The organism is Longimicrobiales bacterium (genome assembly GCA_035764935.1).
Taxonomy (GTDB): domain Bacteria; phylum Gemmatimonadota; class Gemmatimonadetes; order Longimicrobiales; family RSA9; genus DASTYK01.
Genome location: DASTYK010000075.1, coordinates 1 through 19,582, shown reverse-complemented (window position 1 = coordinate 19,582; position 19,582 = coordinate 1). Strand labels below are relative to the sequence as shown.

Genomic DNA, 19,582 nt, shown 5'->3' with positions numbered 1-19,582 from the left:
GCGTTCCATCGCTATGCCCCGCCCAGGAGCTGTACGCCGTTCTGCCGGATCCTGAGCCCGATTTCCTGCCCCACGGTCAGGTTCGCACCGGCCGGCGCATTGCCGACGACCTGCAGTCCGGTGCCACTCTCGTCCTGCAGTGTCGCGGTGAACTCGACGAATGCGCCGCGGTAGCTCGCGCGCAGCACGGTCGCCGTTGCACCGCCCGGTGCAGGCTCGATGTCCGCCGGTCGCACCGACAGCATGACTGGCGCGCCGTTTCCTGCCGCGAGTCGCGAGACGACGTCGCCCAGCGAGGTTTCGAACACGCCGTCGCGCGCGATTGCCGGGATGATGTTGGTCGGCCCGAAGAAGCGTGCGACGTACGCGTCGCGCGGCCGCTCGTACAGCTCGCGCGGCGAACCGATCTGCCAGAGGTCGCCGTCGCGCAGGATCGCGACACGGTCGGCCAGTGCCAGGACGTCGTCTGCATCGTGCACGACGATGAGCGCGGTCGTGCCGCTTTCGCGCAGGATGCGGCCGACCTCGGCGCGCAGCTCGTCCTTGAGTGCCGTGTCCAGGTTGCTGAACGGCTCGTCCAGCAGCAGGACGGCGGGATCGGGTGCGAGCGCGCGCGCGATTGCGACGCGCTGGCGCTGCCCGCCCGACAGCTCGTGCGGATAGCGCCCGCCGAGGCCCGCCAGGCCGACCAGCTCGAGCAGCTCCTGCACGCGCCGCAGGCGTTGTGGCCGCTTCAGCCGGTGCAGGCCGTAGGCGATGTTGCGCTCGACCGTGAGGTGCGGGAAGAGCGCGTAATCCTGGAAGACGAGGCCGACGCCGCGCTGCTCGGGCGGGACCACGTCGCGCGGGCGCGAGACGACGCGGTCATCGATCACGATGGTGCCGGTCGTCGGCGACTCGAGACCTGCGATCGTGCGGAGGAGTGTGGTCTTGCCGGAGCCGCTCTCACCGACGACGCCGACCAGCTCGCCCGGCTCCACCAGGAGGTCGACGGCGCGGAGTGCGGCGCGCGCGGCCCCGGGGTACGTCTTCCCGACGTCGCGCAGGACCAGCCGGCTCACCGGCTGTTGCGCCCCCCGAGCAGTCGGTCCAGCCCGATCACCGGCAGCACGCCGGCGCCGATCAGGATCAGTGCTGCGCATGCGGACTCGGCAATCTGCTCGTCGGAGGCGAGCTGGAACGCCCTGGTCGCCAGTGTATCGAAGTTGAAGGGTCGCAGGATCAGCGTGGCCGGCAGCTCCTTGAGGACATCGACGAACACCAGGATCGCCGCGCCGAGCAGCGCGGCACGCAGCAGCGGCAGCCCGACGCGCCGCAGCGTCCCCGTCGTGCCGACGCCAAGCGTGCGCGAGGCCGAGTCCAGGTCGCGGCACTCGCGGTCGAAGCCGGCCTCGATCGGCAGGTACGCGACGGCCATGAAGCGGACCGCGTACGCGTAAACCAGGGCGGCCACCGTGCCGCCGAGCAGGATACCCGTCGAGATGCCGAACACTGAAGCGCTCATGAAGCCGAGCCCGCGGTCCAGCGCGCTGAGCGGTGCGAGCACACCGATGGCGATCACCGCACCGGGCACGGAATAGCCGAGCACCGCGACGCGTGCGGCTGCCTTCACGGCGCGCCCGTTCACCACGCGCGTCGCGTACGCGACGATGAGCGCGAGGCCGACACCGAGGACGGCGGCACCGATCGCGAGCGAGAAGCTGTTCACGATGAGCTGCAGGAACCGCGCGTCGACCACGCGCGAGGCTGTGCGGAGCGCCCAGTAGCCGAGCTGTGCAACCGGCACCAGGAAGCCGAACAGGATCGGCAGCGCGCAGAACAGGAACGCCGCAGCCCCGCGCACGCCGCGCAGCTGCCAGCGGCGCATCGGCATGTCCGTCTCGATACCGGCGTCCGTGCGCCGGCGGCCGCGCTGCACTCGCTCGATCAGCAGCACCGCCAGCACGAACAGCAGCAGCATCCCCGCAAGGCGGATCGCCGCGTCCAGGTCGCCCATCCCGGACCATGCGCGGAAGATGCCGGTCGTGAACGTCGTCACGCCGAGGAAGCGGACCGTGCCGTAGTCGTTCAGCACCTCCAGCGCGACCAGCACGAGCCCTGCGACGACGGCCGGCCGCGCGAGCGGCAGCGCAACGCGCAGGAACGTCGTCCAGGCACTGCGGCCGAGGACACGCGACGCCTCGAGCACGGTGCGCGACTGGCGGCGGAAGCTCGCACGCGCGATCACGTACACGTACGGGTACAGCACCATCCCGAAGATCAGCATCGCCGCCTTCGGCCCGGCGACCGTCACGTGCAGCACACTGTCGGAGAGCGCGGGCACCAGTGCGCGCACCACGCGCTGCATCGGACCGGTCACGTCCAGCATGCCCGAGTACGTGTAGGCAGCGACGTACGCCGGTACCGCGAGCGGCAGGATCAGCATGCTCTCGACGATGCGGCGACCGCGGAATTCAGTCGCGGTCACCAGCCACGCCGCACCCACACCGATCGTGAAGGCGAGCGCGACGGTGCCAGCCACGAGCAGGGCGCTGCTGCCGACGTAGCGGAACAGGACGGTGTCGACCAGGTGGGCCCAGGTCTCGCCCGCCGGCGTCAGGACATGGGCGCCGACCACCAGAATCGGGATCCACAGCAGGCTCGCTACCGCGAGCGCAGCAAATGCCCACGCACGCGGACCGAAGCCGACGCGCGCAGGCATTGCGCGGATACGATCACGTACATCACGCCGCGGCGGCGCGACCGGAACCGATCGCGCCGGAAACATGCGCGCGTGTGTGCGCGCACGCGTCACCGCAGCAGAGCTTATCTCCATCCCGCAGCGTCGAAGATACGGACGGCCTCGGCGTTCAGCTCGCCGAGCGTCGAAAGGTTCAGCGTGTCAGCCCGGAACTCGCCCCATGCCGCCAGCGTCGCGGACGGCTGCACTGACGGGTTGGCCGGGTACTCCTGGTTCCCCTGCGCGAAAAGCTGCTGCGCCTCCGGGCTCGACAGGAACTCGATCAGGCGGACGGCGTTGTCACGGTTCTTCGCGTGCGTCGTGACACCGGCGCCGCTCACGTTCACGTGCGTGCCGCGGTCGTCCTGGTTCGGGAAGAACGGCGCGATCATGTTGCCGATGCGCTGCTCCTCCGCGTCGTCCGAGGACTGCAGCCGGGCCAGGTAGTAGCTGTTCACGATCGCGACGTCGCCGGTGCCCGCCGCGACCGCCTTGATCTGGTCCGTGTCACCACCGCTAGGCTCGCGCGACAGGTTGCTCGCAATGCCCTGCGCCCACGCACGCGCCGAATCCGCACCATCATGCGCGATCAGCGATGCCAGCAGCGACTGGTTGTAGACGTTGTCCGACGAGCGGACCGTCACACGACCCTGCCACTCCGGCTGCGCCAGCGCCTCGTACGTGGAAAGCTCGGACGGCTGCACCCTGTCCTTCGCGTAGGCGATGATCCGCGCGCGGCGCGTGAGGCCGAACCAGGTGTTGTCGGGATCGCGCAGGTGCGAGGGCACGTTCTGCTCCAGCGTCTCCGACGTGATCGGCTGCAGCAGCCCCCGGTCCTTGGCACGGTGCAGCCGGCCGGCGTCCACCGTGATCAGCATGTCCGCCTGGGTGGAGGACCCCTCCGACTCCAGCCGCGCGATCAGCTCGTCCGCCCCTGCCGTGACCACGTTGACCTGGATCCCCGTCTGCTCCGTGAAGCGCCGGAAGAGCTCCTGGTCCGTGTCGTAATGCCTGTGGGAGTACACGTTGACGACGCCGGCCTCCGCCGATGTCGCCCCCTCGCCGGTCGCCCCGGCCTGCTCGCTCGTATCGTCCACGCAGGCAGCGGTCGCCAGGACCGCCGCGGCTGCGGCAAATACACGGATCGCTCTGGTCATCTTGCTCGTTGAGAATGAGTCTCAATCTAACACACCAAGCTTGGGGCGTGGAGGGTGGGGTGTCAAGGCGAGCGAGCGGGCCGACACGTAGACCGGCGGACCTGTTCAGGGCAGCGGGACGGGGCGCTGGGTCAGGCGTCGGGGCATGGACGGCTGCGGACACGACGTCGGCCTCGCCGGATCAGGCCGGCCGTATATTGCGGCGAGGTGCCAGGACGGCGGTGGGCTGAGCAGGTTCCATGGCGGAGGCAGTGTGAGCACTGCACCGATCCAGGTCTCTCCGGGGCGAGGCCGCCTCCGGTTTGCGGCAGAGGGCATTCTGCCGTTTGCAGCCGCCGGCATCATGTTCGGCATCCTTTACAACACCCTGTTCTATCCACGCACGCTGGTCGAGTACCTGGAGGCCGGGACGATCGGGTTGCTGCTCGGCACGGCGATCGGCCTTGCCGAGCACCAGACATCGCTGCGCCGCTGGTTCCAGCGCCACTCCTTTGCGCGCGCGATCCTTATCCGCACGCTGGCCTACTCGTTCGGCGTGGCGCTGACGCTGTCGCTGGTGCTGTCCGTCGAGCCGGCCACCCTCGGTGAGTGCGAGTATGCGGCATGCGTCGCGGCATACCTGGGCAGCCCGCCGTTCGCGCGCGACCTGGTGTTCTCGACGGCGTTCGCCTTCAGCGCGAGCTTCCTGGCGCAGCTCGTCCTGCTGGTAGGTCCGCGCAACGTGGCACGGCTGCTCACCGGCCGGTACCACCGCCCCCAGACGGTGTACGCGGAGTTCATGTTCGTCGACCTGCGCGGCTCGACAACGGCCGCCGAGGTTCTCGGCGACGAGCGCTTCAGCGCCCTGCTGCGCGACTTCTTCGTGGACATCTCCGCGCCGATCCACGAATCGCGGGGCGAGGTGTGTCAGTACATCGGGGATGCGGCACTGATCGTCTGGCAGGGGCGGCGGGCTGCAGGGCGGTGGCTGGACTGCTTCGACCGGATGCGCGCGGTGGTCATCGCGGGCAACCGGCGTTACGTGGAGCTCTACGGCCTGGCGCCCGGATTCAAGGCTGGTGTGCACGCGGGCCGCGTCGTGATCACGGAAGTCGGCACGCTGCAGCGGGCGCATGTCTACCACGGTGACGTGCTGAATACGGCAGCGCGCATACAGTCGAGGTGCAACGAGCTCGGCTTCGCGCTCCTGGCCTCGAACCAGGCGGTGGCTTCACTGGATCCGGCTCAGCGCGCGCGCTTTCAGGCGGTCTCGCCGGTCTCGTTGCGGGGGAAGTCCGAGGCCGTGGCGCTGCTCGGCCTGGTTCCGGAACGCGGCGACGCCATTGAGGGCGCCGCCGCGAGCCACGTCAACGCTTGAAGAGGCCGAACCCGAAATAGCAGTACGACGCATTGCACTCGTACATGCTGGTCCTGATGCTGAACCGGCCGGATCTCGACGGCGTGAAGGTCACGACCGGGGCATCGTCGTCCAGGTTGTCCTGAGCGACCACGTCGCCGGCTTCGTCGCGCACCGCGATGTCGAGGTCCGAGCAGTCCTCGTCGCAGGCACCAATGACCATGTAGGTAGTGCCCGCCGAGAGCTGAAAAGACCAGGAGTCCGTCGCGGAGTCGTCGAGCCGGCCGATGATGTAGTTCTCGAGCCGGTAGTCGTTCTCGTTCACTGCACTGTAGACGTGCTGCAGCTGAGTCCAGACGGTCTCGGCGTAGGACTGCGCCTGCACGTCGTGTGCGGACGCACTGAGGAACAGGCCCGCTGCAAACAGCGGGATCGCGAGCTTCGTCGCACGCATTCGGATCTCCAACGGTTGATTGGTTAACCAGCCCGGTAGTTGCACGTGAACGACCATGTGGCATCGTGGCGGGCGTGCACCCGGCTCGTCTGCTGCCACTCGTCTGGCTCGAGCGTGAAGGTGTCGGTCACGCCGTTGTCCCACTTGAAGATCACCCGCAGCCGACCGTTCGTCAGGTTGCGGATGTTCGCGTACTGCTCGTTGTTGTAAACATTGAACACGAGGCGGAACTGACTGCCGTCATCGCAGGTCGAGTACTGCGTCCACTGGTCGTTTTCGTACTCCGTGCCGCTGTCGGCCACACCGTACATCAGGTCTCCGATCGGATTGATGACGGAGGCACAGCCGCTCGTCGTGACGAGAAGGATGCCCAGCAGGACCAGCGTGATGCGGTTGCGTCGCATGAATCAACGTTCCGGTACAGGGCGCGCGGAATGCCGACGGCCCCGTTGCCGAGACGGCGCCACGCGCTGTTGCGGGAAGTGGTGAACAGCCGAAGCGCCGACGGACGGGCACACGACCGGCCCGGGACAGCGTCGCATCAAAGGCTTCATCGCCTGAATGGTCACGCGTTTGCGTTTTTTGTCTGAACGGTCGGGAGCCGGACGCCGGCTCTCACGCAGAGGAATCTCCGCCGTCTGTGCAACGACCCCGGAAGCGTGTACTACCGGGGGTCGTTCAGCTCCCCACGAGAGAAATGGGCGGGAGAAAGGGGCCACTCCCGTTCAATTCCCATCTCACACAGAGAAATGTACCACGCGCACAATTTCCTCGTCAACAAGCCACCACGCTCGAGGTCAGGCCGCGCCAGCAGGAAAGTGTCCGGCAGGGAAAGGCCCCACACGGCGTAAGCGGCAGACCGGCGCGCCGAAGGCCATTGCTCCCTAGGCAGCCAATCGCGGCGGACTATCATGCAATAGCAGCGATTCCGTGGATGTCCCAACCGCCGGTGGAGGTGCGTCGTGATGGACGAGCAGCGGGATATCGCTCCACTGTCATCGCTGGGATCTGGCCGGCGCCGAGCCGGACCGGTCCGGACGCAGAAGCCGGTCTATGTCGATCTGCTGCCGCCCTGCAACGCCGGCTGCCCGGCCGGTGAGAACATCCAGGCGTGGCTGGCGCACGCGAAGGCTGGCAATCATGAGGCGGCCTGGCGCCAGCTCACGGCGGACAACCCGTTCCCCTCGATCCACGGTCGCGTCTGCTATCACCCGTGTGAGACCGCCTGCAACCGCGGATTCATGGACGGCGCGGTCTCGATCCATTCCGTCGAGCGGTTCCTGGGCGACCTCGCGATAGAGAAGGGCTGGACGTTCGTCCGCCCGCCAGTCCGGACCAGCAAGCGCGTTCTCGTCGTTGGTGCCGGGCCGAGCGGCCTTTCCGCCGCGTACCACCTGAGCATGCTGGGTCACGACGTGGTCGTCCGAGACAACAGCGAGCTTCCCGGCGGAATGATGCGGTACGGTATCCCGAGTTACCGCCTTCCGCGCGGCGTGCTCGACGCGGAGATCGCCCGGCTGGGGGACCTCGGCATTCAGTTCGAGCAGCGCCACGTCGTGACGGACCTGCAGTCCGAGATCGAGCGCGGCGCTTTCGACGCGGCCTTCGTCGCAGTCGGCGCGCACCTGTCGAAGCGCGTGGACATCCCCAACCAGGACGCGGGCCGCATTCTCGATGCGGTTTCCTTCCTGCGCGGTGTCGAGTCCGGTGAGAGTACCGGTTCGCTCGGCCGCGTCGCGGTCTATGGTGGTGGCAACACCGCGATGGATGCGGCGCGTGTCGCGCGCCGGCTCGGCGCGGACGACACGATCATCGTCTACCGGCGCACGCGCGAGCAGATGCCTGCGCAGGAGGAGGAGGCGAGCGACGCCGAGGCGGAGGGCATCCGCATCAACTGGCTGCGCACGATCGCATCGATGGGCGCGGGCGACCTCACGGTCGAGATCCAGGAGCTCGACGAAAAAGGCAAACCCCGACCGACCGGCCAGTTCGAGACGCTCGAGGCCGACACGGTCATCCTCGCGCTCGGCCAGGAGAGCGACACCCGCTTCCTCGCCGCGCTGCCGGGGATCGATTTCGACGGTGACGTCGTGCAGGTCGATCCGGCGACACTGATGACCGGCGCGCCCGGTGTCTTTGCAGGCGGCGATGCCGTGCCGAGCGAGCGCACCGTCACCGTGGGTGTCGGTCACGGCAAAAAAGCCGCGCGTAACATCGACGCATGGCTGCGCGGGCGCGTCCATCAGCCGCGACCCAGGCATCCCGAAGTCAGTCTCGACAGGCTCAACCTCTGGTATTTCGGCGACCATGCACGTCGCGAACAGGAGGCGCTCGATCCGGCGGCGCGGGTCAGGAGTTTCGACGAGGTGATGGCCGGGCTGTCCGCATCGGAAGCGGAGTTCGAGGCAGGGCGCTGCCTCTCCTGCGGCAACTGCTTCGAGTGCGATGGCTGTCTCGGCTCCTGCCCGGAGGACGCGATCGTCAAGCTCGGTGCCGGGCAGCGGTATGCATTCGATTACGACCGATGCACGGGCTGCGCGACGTGCTCCCGCCAGTGCCCGGTCCACGCGATCGAGATGATCGGCGAGCTGGATCCACTGCCGTACAACGTGTTCCTTCCCGCTGCAGGAGCCGGGCGATGATTATCACGGCCACCCGGACCGCCGCGCCCCAGAGGGTGACGATCGACGGCAACGAGGCGGCGGTGCGCGTCGCATACCGCCTGAGCGAGCTGTGCAGCATCTACCCGATCACGCCGTCCTCGACGATGGCGGAACTCGCCGACGAGTGGTCGAGTCACGACGTCGCCAACATCTGGGGCACGGTACCGACCGTGATCGAGATGCAGAGCGAGGGAGGTGCCGCGGGCGCGCTGCACGGTGCACTGCAGGGCGGTGCGCTCTCGACGACGTTCACGGCGTCGCAGGGCCTGCTGCTGATGATCCCCAACATGTACAAGATCGCCGGCGAGCTGACCCCGACGGTGTTCCACGTTGCCGCGCGATCCATCGCGGCGCAGGGACTGTCGATCTTCGGTGATCACCAGGACGTCATGGCGGTGCGGCAGACCGGCTTCGCGCTGCTCTCATCCGCATCGGTACAGGAGGCGCACGACCTCGCCCTCGTCGCGCAGGCGGCAACGCTGCGCAGCCGCGTGCCGTTCCTGCATTTCTTCGACGGCTTCCGCACCTCGCACGAGCTGAACACGGTAGACCTGCTCGATGACGAGGTACTGCGCGCGCTCGTGCCGGAAACGCTGGTGCGCGAGCACCGGCTCCGCTCGCTCAGTCCGGAGCGTCCGTTCATCCGCGGCACCGCGCAGAACCCGGACGTCTACTTCCAGGCGCGCGAGACGGTCAACCCGTTCTATGCAGCGACGCCGGGCATCGTCCGCGATGTCATGCGCGAACTCGGTGCCCTGACCGGCCGGCATTACGATCTGGTGGCGTATACCGGTGCACCCGACGCGGACCGCGTCATCGTCATCATGGGCTCGGGTGGGCAGACCGCGGCCGGGACCGTGCGGCACCTCGTCGCAGCGGGCGAGAAGGTCGGTGTGCTCCAGGTCCGGCTGTACCGGCCGTTCCCTGCAGAGGAACTTGTCGCCGCGATCCCGGCATCGACGCGCGCCGTCGTCGTGCTCGACCGCACCAAGGAGCCCGGCGCGGGCGGTGAGCCGCTGTACCTCGACGTCGTTGCCGCACTCGCCGAGGCGGTGGCCGGTGGCGAACGGCCGGCCATGCCGCGTGTCACGGGTGGCAGGTACGGCCTTTCGTCCAAGGAGTTCACGCCCGGCATGGTGGCAGGCGTGTTTGCCGCACTGGCCCGACCGGAGCCGCCGCGCCGGTTCACGGTCGGCATCACGGACGACGTCTCCGGCACCTCCATCGACTACGACGCGGACCTGGACATCGAGGACCGCGAGACCGTACGCGCGGTGTTCTACGGCATTGGCTCAGACGGCACGGTCGGCGCGAACAAGAACACCATCAAGATCCTGGGCGAGGAAAGGTACGCGCAGGCGTATTTCGTCTATGACTCCAAGAAGTCCGGCGGTACGACGATCTCGCACCTGCGTTTCGGCCCGCATCCGATCGCCGCGCCGTGGCTCGTGAACCGTGCGCAGTTCGTCGGCATTCACCACGAAGGGCTACTCGACACCCTCGACGTCCTCGCCTTGGCGCAACCCGGTGCTGTCGTGCTGTTGAACACGGCGACGCCGAAGGACCAGGTGTGGGCGAGCCTGAGCGAACCGGTGCAGGACGCGATCGTCAGCAGGAGGCTGCGGCTGTTCGCGATCGATGCCGACAGTGTCGCAGCCGACGCCGGGCTGGCCGGCCGCACCAACACCGTGCTGCAGACCTGCTTCTTCGCCATCTCGGGTGTGCTGCCCGGGGACGAGGCGATCGAGCGGATCAAGCGGGCCATCCGCAAGACGTACGCGCGCCGTGGTGCTGAGATCATCGAGCGCAATGAGGCCGCTGTCGATGCTGCCGTCGCACACCTGCACGAGATCGACACCAGTGCCGGTGCCCGGTCCACCCGCGCACGGCCGTCGCTCATCCCCGACGATGCACCTGAATTCGTCCGCGGCGTGACGGCGTTGATGATGGCCGGTCGCGGCGACGAACTGCCTGTGAGTGCGCTGCCGATCGACGGGACCTGGCCCAGCGGGACCACTGCATACGAGAAGCGGCGCATCTCCGACCTCGTCGCCGAATGGGACCCGCAGACCTGCATCCAGTGCGGCAACTGCGGCTTCGTCTGCCCGCACAGCGTGATCCGAGCGAAGTTCTACGACGAGGCGGTCCTGGCAGGTGCGCCTGCATCGTTCGCAAGCGCTCCGCTCAATGCGGCCGGACTGCCTGACACGCGCTACACGCTGCAAATCTATACCGAGGACTGCACCGGCTGCGGCCTGTGCGTCGAGGCGTGTCCGATCAGCCCTGTGCCGGGCACCGCGCGCAGGGCGATCAACCTCGTCGCGGCCGGCCCACGCCATAAGGATGGCCCGGGTGAGGTTGCGTTCTTCGAGACGATCCCGGTCAACAATCGGTCGCGGGTCGATTTCGGCACGGTCCGCGGCACGCAGTTCCTCGAGCCGCTCTTCGAGTTCTCCGGCGCATGCTCGGGCTGCGGCGAGACACCGTACCTGAAGCTGCTCACCCAGCTGTTCGGCGACCGGACGACGGTCGCGAATGCGACGGGCTGCTCCTCGATCTATGGCGGCAACCTGCCGACCACACCGTGGACGACGAACGGGCAGGGGCGCGGACCGGCCTGGTCCAATTCGCTCTTCGAGGACAACGCCGAGTTCGGGTTGGGACTGCAGCTCGCGGCCGACCTGCACACGCGACTCGCGCGCACGCGACTGGCCGAGTTGCGTGACCGCGTTGGCGCAGAACTGGTGGACGGCATTCTCGAGGCGCCCCAGGTGCGCGAATCCGAGCTGGCAGCGCAACGCGCGCGCGTCGAGGAGCTGCAGCGTCGCATCGATGGCATGGACGATCCGGCCGTCGCCGACCTGCGCAGCGTCATCGACCATCTCATCCGCCGCAGCATCTGGATCGTCGGCGGTGACGGCTGGGCGTACGACATCGGCTCCGGCGGCCTCGACCACGTGCTCGCGAGCGGCCGCAACGTCAACGTCCTCGTGCTCGACACCGAGGTCTATTCGAACACGGGCGGCCAGTCCTCGAAGGCGACGCCGCTCGGCGCCGTCGCCCGGTTCGCAGCCGCGGGCAAGGCCGTGCCGAAGAAGGATCTCGCGCTCCAGGCCATCGCGTACGGCAGCGTGTACGTCGCGCGTGTCGCCATGGGCGCCGACCCGCAGCAGACGCTGCGCGCGTTCCGCGAGGCGGAAGCGTACGAAGGGCCGTCGCTCATCATCGCATACAGCCACTGCATCGCTCACGGCATCGACATGAGCGAGGGCTTGAGCCAGCAGCAGCGCGCGGTGCGTTCCGGGCACTGGCCGCTCATCCGCTTCGACCCGGTGGTCCGTGCAGCGGGCGGCAATCCGTTCCAGCTCGACTCGCCGCGTCCGTCGATTCCGCTCTCGGACTACATCTACCGGGAACTGCGCTACCGCATGCTGACGAATGCCAGTCCGGAGGAGGCCGAGCGCCTGCTCGCGCTGGGGCAGGAGGCCGTCAACCAGCGGTGGGCGGTCTACGAGGAGATGGCGACGCGCAGTGCGGCCGAGTTTGCGCCCGACGCACGGAAGAGCCGCACATGGACCTGACAACGGGCTGAGCCCGCAGCGAACCGGCCGGCGTCTGCAAGTCCACGCACTTGACGCCGGTATGGCGAGTGAGAGTAAGTGGTGCCGGTCGCCAGCGGTACACACTCCCGGCACACAGAGACGCGAAAAGGGCCGCCTGAGAGAACCCAGACGGCCCGAAAAGCCGCGTCGTTATGTAGCTCCCGCGAGAGGACTCGAACCTCTGACCCGGTGATTAACAGTCACCTGCTCTACCAACTGAGCTACGCGGGAATATCCGAGCCTCCAAATATACAAGCGGTTGCGCAGGGCGGTCAAGCTGCCGTACCGCTCATCCGTTGCGGGCGCAGATGAGCAACGCGACCGTGACGCGCGGGCGGCGCCCTGAGGGGAGCAGCGTCTCGAGCCGGTCGAGCAGGAGCCCGAGATCGGACTGGCCGGAACGTCGGAGGAGGGTTGCGAGCGCGTTCGCGGTAGCGGCAGGAACCCCGGGCTCCAGGCATTGCAGCAGCCGATCGGCCCGCGCCAGGCTGACCGGGTCGGCCGAGCCACCGCTGCGGAGGAGCACGGACCGGATCCGATCGGCCACGGCCCGGGCGGCGGGGTCACGGTTGACCACGTCGGCGGCTGCGCCGACTGTCTCGCACGCAGCCGGCAGGAGTGCGACGCCACCGTCCGGCTGCGACCATCGTCCTGCGGCGAGCAACTCGCCCAGGCGGAGCGTCATCCGCAGGGTGGACGGCGGGTCAAGCATCGTGGGCCTGCCCGCATCGCTCGTACGCAGCGCGAGGCAGTCGACCCATGCGCCGTCACCCGCCTCGCGCCGAACGAGCAGCAGGCGATCAACGTGCGGAACCGGGCGCGTGCCGGGCATGGCGTCACGATCTTCGGGCAGGTGGGCCGCGCTTTGGCCGCATGCTCCGACGAGGTCGTCGAGCACACTGGCGTCGATGGCGATCACGGCGCCTCTCACGGGATTGGCCGACTTTGTCACATCCACGTCGCACGCTTGCCGGCGTTCAGGGGAATGCGGCGCGACACGATCGAGCAATGCACCCAACATCCTGAGGACGGCATCGTCGTGCTCAGCACCGGCCGCTCCGCGTCGTGCGCCAATTCGCTTCTCCGGGGTGACCTCGCTGGCTGCCGCGACGATGGCTCCGGGCGCTGCGCTGCCCTCGCCGTCTCCTTCGCCGACGACTCCGTGCTCTGCGCCGACGGCGCGCGCGATGGTTTCGACCTTTCCGCGCAGCCGCCGCATGAGCCCGATCCACCGTTCGATCTCGTTGCGCGGCTGGAAGTACCAGACGTACACGTCCGAGTGAGGCGAGCCGAGCCGGTCGATTCGACCGGCCCGCTGCATCAGCCGGACGGGGTTCCAGGGCAGGTCGTAGCTGATGCAGTGGTTCGCATCCTGGAGGTCGAGTCCTTCGGCGAGGACGTCAGTCGCAATCAGGGTCTGGATGCGCTCGTGCAGCTGCGGCGAGGCGCAGCCGGAGGCGATGGGGGCAAAGGCTTCCAGGACCGACCTGCGGCTGGCGGCACCGCTCGCAACCGCTGCACGGGTTCCGTGCAGCAGTGCAGTACCAGCACGCGGCAGTGCAGTGAACAGTGCTTCCGCCGTTTCAGTGTACTCCGTGAAAACCACACACCTGGAGTCGTCCAGCTCCCGCAGCAGTGCGCGCAGTGCTCTCAGCTTGGCCGGAACGCCGGATGGAACGGCTGCGAGCATCTGCCGGACGAGTTCGCTGTCGTGGAGCACGTCCTCGTGCAGGGCTGCGCGGTCAGCGGAGCGGGGCAGCGGTCGTGCGACCAGTGCCGTCAATGCGAGCTGCAGCGCATCGCGCTCACGCATGTCCCCTGCGCGGATGTACCCTCCGCACGCAACGGCATCGGCAAACGCATCCAGGAACCGCAGGAGTCGCAGAAGCGACTCGCGGAGCGCAGCCGTGCTGGACTCGGCCCGCTTCAGCAGCCCGAAGCGCACGAGCATCGCGGTGCTTCCCGGTGCGCGGTGCATATGCCGGCGCGGCACTTCGAACGCGGAGAGCCGCAGTCGCGGCAATGATTGCTCTATGGAGCTGAGGAGGCCCAACTCATCCATGTCCGGTTCGTATGCCACGGCGCGCGGCGGATGGTGCCGGGGGAACCGGACGTTTGCGACATTATCTTCGCCGGCGCGAGCCCAGTCCGCGCGCGTGCGGCGCACGACGATTGCTGCCGCTGCGCGTCGCATGAGCGCATCGTCCCGCGAGTCCGACTCGAGCAGAGCGGCTCTGAGATCGGGCACACCCACTCCGGCAAGGGCGCCGTCACCCAGAAACAACCGCAGCAGCCAGTACAGGTCCGCAGCACGATTGTTGATCGGTGTGGCCGTCAGCAGCACTACGTGGGCATCGGCCGTAACCCGTGCCAGCGCACGATACCGGGCGGTGCGCGGGTTCCGGAACTGGTGGGCCTCGTCGACGATTACAAGGCGCGGCCGGTCATCGCGAGCAATCCCGAGATGATGAACGCGCGCATGGGATGTGAGAATGACGCGACTCGCAGGGGCTTGCCCGGCCGGAGGCGCCATCTGCGGAGCAGCACCAGCGGATCCGAGCGCTGCCCACCACTTCCGTCGCAGTGTTGCAGGAACGACGACGATGATGTTCCAGTCACGCGCGAGCGCGTCCCGGACCATTCGCAGCGCGACAAACGTCTTTCCCATGCCGACGCTGTCGGCGACGATCACGCCGCCGTACCGCGTCATGATCCCGATTGCTCGTCGGGCGCCCTCCTCCTGCAGGCGCGTGAGCGGCAGCCGCTGGCCATCCGGGGCATGGTCCTGCGGACCGATGAGGGTCCGCGCGAGAATCGACCACACTTCGGCCGGCGGAGTCAGCGTGAACCGCAGAGCTCCCGCTCCAGCGATTCCACAACCGGTCCGAGCACATCATGGGCTGCGTCCCACAGCTGCTCGAAATGAGCTGCCACTCGCCTGACGGCGGCGCGTCGGGTGAGCAGGCATGTAAGCGGCCAGTCCAGCCCGGGATGCGGCGGTGCAAGGTAGTGTGCACCGAACAGGCAAAACGTGCCGCAGCGTCGATCCGCCATCCTGAACAGCGAGAAATCAGGATCCCAGCGCATCGCACCTGCGGACCGGATCTCGAGCCGGCCGCTGGCTGCGTAGGCCAGCAGTCGCTCGACGCCCTTGCGGTCCGCACCATCCGGCCGAGGGCCGATGCCCAGGTGGTGCAGCTCGAGTCGCGCGAGTGCCATGCGACAGTGACCGACGTGCTCCAGCACATCGATGACGCGGTGCAGCGACGGCAGACGAACATGCTCCACGGCCAGCGCCACGTCGGACGATGCAGCCAGCAGGTCTCGCATCGTGGATTCCATCAGCTCCGGTTCCGCAGCACCGGATATCACGACCAGGCCGGGCGCGTGCAACCTCATCTCGGTTCGCCGGACAGCCATGCATCGAACTGCCGCAGTGTGGCCAGATCCTCAGAGGTGAGCCCGTACACGGCGCCGACTGCGGCATCGATGCGGGAGAGAATGTCCGGCGCAGCACCCGCAGTGTGAGCAGCCCGGGTCAGGGCAATCAGCTCACGTGCAGTGTCCTGCCTCCATGACCGTGGAAGCGGCGTCACGGCAATGGTCCACGCAAAGAACCGGAAGAATCCGTCCTTGGCACGCTCGGCGACCGTGCGGGCGAAGACGCGAACGGGCAGCGAGTTGAGGTACGCGGCGAGAAGCAATGCCGCGTCATCGTCGCGGCCGACGCTGATGAAATACACCGAGTTGAGGGGCACAGGCCGCCCGTCACAGCGCGGGAGCGCTGCAGCCTGAAGTGAAGGCGCGATGTCCCGCCATACGACCATGCTCTCGAGCAATGCTCCCGAAAGACGGAAGAGCGCACCGTGCGCCGCGTTGCCCGGCCGTTTGCCGAGCCGCTCCGCGTGGCGCTCGAGGTAGCGCTGTGTGTGTCGGGGAGGATGCCGCAAACGCAGGTGCTGATCGTAGAGCCAGATGACGTGGCACGACGGTGTGCATTGCCAGGCGCGTACGTCCGCGCCGCGCAGCACCGGTCTAATACAATCGCTCTCGATCGTAGCACTGAACTCGTCTTCGGCACCACGGCATCCTTGAGAGCGGACCCGCGCAAGGCCGCCGAGCACGTGCTCCACCTGTTCGAGCAGCATCACGTCATTCGCCCCGGTCATTACTCCGCGACGAATCCGTACGCCGGAATGCCTGCCGATTGCCGCGCCCGCCTCCTGCATGCGGCGCAGGATTGGTCGCACCTCGTCCGGCGCGATCAGCCAGGGAGCGTCCACGTCACTCGCGATCAACGGGAGCTCACCGGGGCTGAGCGAGCATTGCATACGCGGAGCGTTGGCGCGGTGCATCACGACCTGAACACGGGCTTGCCCGAGATCGCGTGCGTGCTTTCGCCGTGCGACGATCGTGACGACGAATGCGTCCGCATCGAAGCCCGTCCGCGCATCGAGGCTGCGATCTTCGATGCGCAGCACGTCAGTCTCCGTGAGCAGCAGTCGACGTGCTCCCGCGGCATAGAGCGAGCGCAGCAGCTTGGCCGGAAGCAGCATCGCGACGACTCCACCCGAGGCGAGCACCCGGACTGCGCGTTCGAGGAACAGCAGCGCGAGGTCGACCTGCGCACCGACGCCGCGGCTCACCCCGACAGCACGCGCGCCGTACTCCCATCCAGGCGACGCACAGGTCGCGTAGCGTTCGCGCACCAGCGCCGCGGTCGAGGCGGGCCATTTGTGCGCGCGCACCCATGGTGGATTGGACACGACGACATCAAAGCCGTCCGGCATCACATCGGCGAAGTGAACGACATAGCTGAAGAACGGGAGGTTCCCGCGGCGGCGCAGGCGAGCTTGCAGGGCGCGCGCTTCTTTCATCTGACGCCGGATCTCGACGAGATCATGCTGGAGCGGATGTCGCGGTGAGACTCGCTGACCGAACAGGTCGGGCGAATCGAGTGTTACGCGCAGCTCGCGCTCGGCACGGTGAAGGCGTTGAAGGTGTGTGTCCGCCCAGTGCTCGGCGACCTGTCGTTCCAGGTGCTGGATCGCATGCGCGAGCGACCGCTTGTCGGCGGGTTCAGCCGTCAGGAAAGCGCGCGCCGCGGCGGACAGCTCGTTGATCGATTTGCGCAGCCGCGGGTCCGGTGCCCGTGTCAGCGATTGCGCGCCCCGTGGGGTCACACACAGATCCAGCGGATCGAGCAGCGCGTCACCCTGCCGGATTCGACGCTCCAGGTTGGGAAGTCGCGGCGTCCTGCGACCGGCGGAGGCCGTCAGGGCGAGCCAGAGGCGAAGTGCGCACAGCAGGGCGGCATCATCCTGGAGGTCGACGCCATGCAGCGCCTCACCAACGATCTGCTGCAGATCGGGCTGTCGGGTGCTCCCCGAGCGCAACGAAGCGATGCGTGTGAGCACGCCGAGCAGAAACGCGCCCGAGCCGCAGGCCGGATCGAGGACGCGTATGCCGCTGATCGCTTCGGTCGCCGCGGATGGTGCCGTCTCGGGACGGCCGAGCCACTCCAGCGCCGTATCCGCAGCAACGGAGCAACGGTCGGCGATGCGCGCGGCGAGCGCGTGACGGACGACCTCGTCGACGAGAGGTGCCGGGGTGAAGAACGTGCCGGTGCGACCTCGCTCGTCACTGTCCATCAAGCCCTCGAAGACCCTGCCCAGCATCTCCGGATCCACGGCGCCGTCGCCGCCCTCGCCCAGCGTGGCGGCATGCTCGCGGGTCGTGAAGCGGTAGCGCTCCAGCAGCTCATCGAACACGGCATCGCTTACCGGCAGCGGCAGGTCCAGGCCCTTGTAGCGATGCTCCAGTGGATCCCGCTCGAACAGGCCCCCGTTGAGGTACGGCAGGCGTCCGAGTCGTCTCGCTGGCCCGGTGCGATGAGCGGGGCGGCGATTCAGCGCACCGTGGAAGAGCGGGACCAGGACCGCCCGATAGAAGCTGCGCTCCGTGCCGAGGCGGGCATACCTGCCGCGCAACCAACGGAAATAGTCTGTGCGACCGGCAAGCCGGCCCTCCCGCTGCAGGAAGTAGAGGAACATCAGTCGGGACAGAAACAGCAGCGCGAGGCGCTCGCGCTCGCGGCGGCGAGTCGTGGGAACACCGGTCCACTCCGCGGCAACACGGGAGCGCATGGCGCGGAACGCCTCGAAGAATCGGCGCGTTACACGACGTCGATCGAGTGCACGAAGGTGCTTCAGGAAGAGCGCAATGCCCACCTCGCCCTCCGATGCCATCTCACGCAGGGTGTCCAGGTCGGCGGGCCGGATCTGGTCTATTCCTGCCGCGAGCCGGCATGGCTCGCCGTCCGGCCGGAACGCGATCAGCTCGAGGCGGTCAGGGTCCGGCGTGCGGATGATGAAGAGGTGCTGGCGGATGCCGTCGCGGGCCCGAACGGTCCTGGCAACGGCAGGCGCCTCCGAAGCCTCGCAGCGAAGCAGGACGGCGCTCGTCGTACCGGCACGCCCGATCGTGGCAATCGCCTCACTGGTTGCGCCGGCTTCGGGGCGAAAGCCGAGGAGTTCGATGAGCGGCTGGGTGTCCCCTGCCTTCCAGGCCTGCAGCGCCGCGCGCATGGAGTCTTGCATGCGGCGGAACTCTGCCCCCGGCGCGGGGCGCCGGAATGGCTCGGCGGGACGTTACGGCTGCTTCAGTCAAGAAGTCGAATCTGCGCGCGATCCCGGCTGGGTACGACGTGGCAATTGCGGCACCGCGCCTCGTACGTTTCGGTCCCACCGACCTGGATCGTGGGCCCTTCCGCAGGCGCGGGCCTGCCGTCGATCAGGCGCTGGTTCCGGGTTGCCAGTTGCCCACAGACGACGCAGATCGCGTAGAGTTTGTCGACCTTCTCGGCGATGGCCAGCAGTTGAGGTATCGGGCCGAACGGCTCCCCCCGGAAGTCCATGTCGGTTCCCGAGACGATCACGCGTACGCCCCGGTCAGCCAGCTCCGACACGACGGCGACGATTCCGCTATCGAGGAACTGTACCTCGTCGATCGCCACGACCTGTGTATCGCCCCGAACACGTTCCGCGATCTCCGCGGATGTCGAGACCGGCTCGGACTCGATCCGACCGCCGTCGTGTGTGCTTACAAATCCAAGTCCGCCGTAGCGTTCGTCCAGGTGTGACTTGAAGACCTGGACGCACTTCCGGGCCAGGGTGGCACGTCGGACCCGGCGCAGCAGTTCCTCGGACTTGCCGCTGAACATGACGCCGCTGATGACTTCCACCCAGCCGTCTCTGCCTGGGTAATCCATGGGGCGAGTTTAATAGGTTGGTCGAGGGCGGGACAGACGCAGCCGCTCCATCCAAAGGATTCTCAAAGCTTGACTTACCTTGCATCCCGTCAGCATAATTAAATGGTTCCCCAGACTACACAGATCTGCCGCCGAAGGATAATGTCGCCTAACGTGGGGCGCGTGTGTATCCAGTCACTATAACTTTGGCGGTGATGTCATATCAGGTCGGACGGACGTCTACCTGTACCTGGAAAGGCGGGCAAGGGTCGATCATAGCGGACCAGCGGCCTAGCGGAGTGATGCGGTTTTCTAGCTACCGACATGACTTCCGGAGGGGGGTGAGCTGGTGTTCAACGCTGTCATCGGAAGCATCGGGGCGTTTTTCGCAGTGCTCAGCGG

General features: G+C 67.6%; 12 protein-coding genes and 1 tRNA gene. 3 read left to right on the top strand and 10 right to left on the bottom strand.

What is annotated here, in order from left to right; genetic code table 11:
* Positions 1–11: 11 nt before the first annotated feature.
* From VFU06_05960 to VFU06_05950, 3 genes are all read right to left on the bottom strand, one after another.
* Positions 12–1,061, bottom strand: coding sequence for an ABC transporter ATP-binding protein (locus tag VFU06_05960; GenBank protein HEU5208939.1), 1,050 nt, complete (start codon positions 1,059–1,061; stop codon positions 12–14).
* Positions 1,058–2,701 carry an iron ABC transporter permease gene (locus tag VFU06_05955; protein HEU5208938.1) on the bottom strand — a complete coding sequence of 548 codons (1,644 nt, stop codon included), beginning with the start codon at positions 2,699–2,701 and terminating at the stop codon, positions 1,058–1,060. Before VFU06_05955 ends, VFU06_05960 begins: the two co-directional genes overlap by 4 nt.
* Positions 2,702–2,805: 104 nt before the next feature.
* Positions 2,806–3,876, bottom strand: coding sequence for a Fe(3+) ABC transporter substrate-binding protein (locus tag VFU06_05950; GenBank protein ID HEU5208937.1), 1,071 nt, complete (start codon positions 3,874–3,876; stop codon positions 2,806–2,808).
* A gap of 253 nt (positions 3,877–4,129) precedes the next feature.
* On the opposite strand from VFU06_05950, the gene VFU06_05945 reads away from it, so the two are divergent.
* Complete coding sequence (locus VFU06_05945) at positions 4,130–5,233, top strand: adenylate/guanylate cyclase domain-containing protein (GenBank protein ID HEU5208936.1); 1,104 nt, start codon at positions 4,130–4,132, stop codon at positions 5,231–5,233.
* On the opposite strand, the gene VFU06_05940 is transcribed toward VFU06_05945, so the two are convergent.
* Positions 5,223–5,666: a hypothetical protein gene (locus tag VFU06_05940; protein HEU5208935.1), complete on the bottom strand. Its 444-nt coding sequence runs from the start codon at positions 5,664–5,666 to the stop codon at positions 5,223–5,225. The genes VFU06_05945 and VFU06_05940 overlap by 11 nt on opposite strands.
* Before the next feature lie 23 nt (positions 5,667–5,689).
* Positions 5,690–6,070 (bottom strand): hypothetical protein, encoded by a 381-nt coding sequence (locus tag VFU06_05935; GenBank protein HEU5208934.1) that lies wholly within the window; start codon positions 6,068–6,070, stop codon positions 5,690–5,692.
* Between the two features lie 561 nt (positions 6,071–6,631).
* Here VFU06_05935 and VFU06_05930 point away from each other — a divergent pair.
* A complete protein-coding gene (locus VFU06_05930) occupies positions 6,632–8,308 on the top strand; it encodes an NAD(P)-binding protein (GenBank protein HEU5208933.1) in 1,677 nt (558 codons plus the stop codon).
* The gene (gene nifJ / locus VFU06_05925; protein ID HEU5208932.1) at positions 8,305–11,910 is read left to right on the top strand and encodes a pyruvate:ferredoxin (flavodoxin) oxidoreductase; all 3,606 of its coding nucleotides are present in this window, start codon (positions 8,305–8,307) and stop codon (positions 11,908–11,910) included. The genes VFU06_05930 and nifJ overlap by 4 nt, the downstream gene beginning before the upstream one ends.
* A 179-nt stretch (positions 11,911–12,089) precedes the next feature.
* Here nifJ and VFU06_05920 read toward each other — a convergent pair.
* The 5 genes from VFU06_05920 to VFU06_05900 form a co-directional block, all read right to left on the bottom strand.
* Positions 12,090–12,162: transfer RNA gene (locus tag VFU06_05920), tRNA-Asn, on the bottom strand.
* 58 nt (positions 12,163–12,220) lie between these two features.
* The gene (locus tag VFU06_05915) at positions 12,221–14,755 is read right to left on the bottom strand and encodes a DEAD/DEAH box helicase (protein HEU5208931.1); all 2,535 of its coding nucleotides are present in this window, start codon (positions 14,753–14,755) and stop codon (positions 12,221–12,223) included.
* 14 nt (positions 14,756–14,769) lie between these two features.
* The gene (locus tag VFU06_05910) at positions 14,770–15,273 is read right to left on the bottom strand and encodes a hypothetical protein (protein HEU5208930.1); all 504 of its coding nucleotides are present in this window, start codon (positions 15,271–15,273) and stop codon (positions 14,770–14,772) included.
* 53 nt (positions 15,274–15,326) lie between these two features.
* Positions 15,327–18,530, bottom strand: coding sequence for an N-6 DNA methylase (locus tag VFU06_05905; GenBank protein HEU5208929.1), 3,204 nt, complete (start codon positions 18,528–18,530; stop codon positions 15,327–15,329).
* Positions 18,531–18,592: 62 nt separating this feature from the next.
* The gene (locus VFU06_05900) at positions 18,593–19,174 is read right to left on the bottom strand and encodes a thymidine kinase (GenBank protein HEU5208928.1); all 582 of its coding nucleotides are present in this window, start codon (positions 19,172–19,174) and stop codon (positions 18,593–18,595) included.
* Positions 19,175–19,582 lie beyond the last annotated feature (408 nt).

Excerpts from the sequence above, each read along its gene's own strand:
- VFU06_05955 (HEU5208938.1), bottom strand. The coding sequence starts at position 2,701 with ATGCCTGCGCGCGTCGGCTTCGGTCCGCGTGCGTGGGCATTTGCTGCG.
- VFU06_05905 (HEU5208929.1), bottom strand. The coding sequence starts at position 18,530 with ATGCAAGACTCCATGCGCGCGGCGCTGCAGGCCTGGAAGGCAGGGGAC.
- VFU06_05940 (HEU5208935.1), bottom strand. The coding sequence starts at position 5,666 with ATGCGTGCGACGAAGCTCGCGATCCCGCTGTTTGCAGCGGGCCTGTTC.
- VFU06_05930 (HEU5208933.1), top strand. The coding sequence starts at position 6,632 with ATGGACGAGCAGCGGGATATCGCTCCACTGTCATCGCTGGGATCTGGC.
- nifJ (HEU5208932.1), top strand. The coding sequence starts at position 8,305 with ATGATTATCACGGCCACCCGGACCGCCGCGCCCCAGAGGGTGACGATC.
- VFU06_05910 (HEU5208930.1), bottom strand. The coding sequence starts at position 15,273 with ATGGAATCCACGATGCGAGACCTGCTGGCTGCATCGTCCGACGTGGCG.
- VFU06_05950 (HEU5208937.1), bottom strand. The coding sequence starts at position 3,876 with ATGACCAGAGCGATCCGTGTATTTGCCGCAGCCGCGGCGGTCCTGGCG.
- VFU06_05935 (HEU5208934.1), bottom strand. The coding sequence starts at position 6,070 with ATGCGACGCAACCGCATCACGCTGGTCCTGCTGGGCATCCTTCTCGTC.